At 64.3% G+C, this 1880-nt stretch carries 1 protein-coding gene; it reads left to right on the forward strand.

What is annotated here, in order from left to right:
* The first annotated feature begins 40 nt into the window (after positions 1-40).
* The gene (locus tag J4F42_22690; protein MCE2488331.1) at positions 41-1858 is read left to right on the forward strand and encodes an oligopeptide transporter, OPT family; all 1818 of its coding nucleotides are present in this window, start codon (positions 41-43) and stop codon (positions 1856-1858) included.
* Positions 1859-1880: the final 22 nt, after the last annotated feature.

Here is a 1880-nt window from a genome sequence, read left to right on the forward strand (position 1 = left end):
AGTCTTTCGACATTGCCAAGAACAGGCTAAGTGACAGCGTATGCGGCAAGAACTGACGGTCTACTCCATCTCCGTAGGGCTCGCCTTGGCCGTGATCATGGGTGCGGCAAACGTCTATCTGGGCCTCAAGGTCGGCATGACAGTGTCGGCCTCCATTCCGGCCGCGGTAGTCTCCATGCTGCTCTTGCGCGTTCTGCTGGGCAGACAGTCGGTGCTTGAAGCCAACCAGGCCCAGACTGCGGCGTCCGCGGGTGAGTCTCTGGCCGCCGGCATTATTTTTACCGTGCCGGCCCTGGTCCTGGTCGGCGTCTGGCACGAGTTTGATATGGTCTTGACCACGCTGGTTGCCCTGGCCGGCGGCCTGCTGGGGATTGTGCTCATGATCCCGATGCGTAGGGTGTTTGTCACCGCCGACAGCCTGCCCTTTCCCGAAGGCGTGGCGTGTGCCGCGGTGCTGCAAACCGGTCAAAAAGCCGGTGACCGGGAAGCCCGCCAGGTCATTCAGGGAGCCCTGTTTGGCTTTGTGTTCAAGGCGCTGGTAAGTTTTGTCGGCGTGCTCAAGGGCACGCTCGAAGGAGCCTGGCTGGTGGGCAAGAGCGTGGTCTATCTGGGCAGCGATCTGTCCGTTGCCCTCTTGGGCGTGGGCCTGATCGTCCGGCTCAATATCGCGGCCCTCGTCTTTCTGGGAGGCGGGCTGGGTTGGCTGCTGACCCTGCCCATTTTAAGTGCCGACATCTCCAGCCCCGAAAATCCGGTTGAACGCGCCTACGCGGTGTGGTCACAGCAGGTGCGCTATATCGGGGTCGGCGCCATGGTCGTGGGTGGCGTGGTGACCATCGGGCAGGTGTGGAGCGGCTTGGGGGAAGCCGTGCGGGCGCTGCTGCCGGCTGCCCGGACAGGAGCTCGGGACGTGTCTCAGGATATGCCGCTGGCCTGGATCGGCGCCCTGGCTCTGGGCTGCCTGGTCCTGACCGGCAGTGTGTATTTTCTGTTTACCGGACGGCTGGACGTGACCCTGACGGCCACCACGATCATGTTCGTCATGGCGCTCTTTTTTACTGCGGTGGCCAGTTATATCGTTGGCTTGGTCGGCAACTCCAACAGCCCGGTCTCGGGCATGACTATCACGACCGTACTGGCTACCGGGCTGATGCTCGTCCTGTTTGGCTTTACGGGCACGACCGGCATGCTGGCCATCCTGGGTGTGGCCGCGGTGGTGTGCTGCACGGCCTGCACAGCCGGTGATGTGTGCAACGACCTCAAGACCGGCCAGTTGGTCGGCGCCTCGCCCCGTCGCCAGCAAATCATGCAGATCGGCGGCGTGGCCGTGGCCGCGCTGATTATGGCGCCTGTCCTGCAACTGCTGCACGATTATACGCCCGGCGGCATTGGCGGCAAGGAGCTCGCCGCGCCCCAGGCGCAACTGTTTGCCAGCCTGGCGCGCGGTTTTTTTGGTGACGGTCAGCTGCCGTGGCATCTGGTCGGGATTGGAGCCATGATCGGCCTCGTGCTGGTTGGGGTGGACCGGTTGCTCGCCCGACGGGGGGTGGCTTTCCGGCTCCACCTCATGCCGGTTGCGGTCGGCATGTATCTGCCGTTCGGGCTGAGCGTTCCGATTTTTCTGGGCGGCCTGCTGTCCGCCCTCCTGCACCGCTCGGAAACTGCCGCCTCTCAGCCCGGCGTGCTGCTGGCCTCGGGGGCCATTGCCGGCGAGGCCCTGACCGGCGTCGGCATTGCGCTGGCCGCCAGCCTGGGCTTCAGCCGCCTTGAGCTTGGCCTGCCGGACGGACTGCAAACCGGTCTGAGTCTTGTGGCCGTGCTGGCTGCGCTGCTGTTTTTCTATCAACGCAGTCGGTGACACGCCGCGCCCCAAGACTTCT

The organism is Desulfurellaceae bacterium (assembly GCA_021296095.1).
Lineage (GTDB): Bacteria > Desulfobacterota > Binatia > Bin18 > Bin18 > JAAXHF01.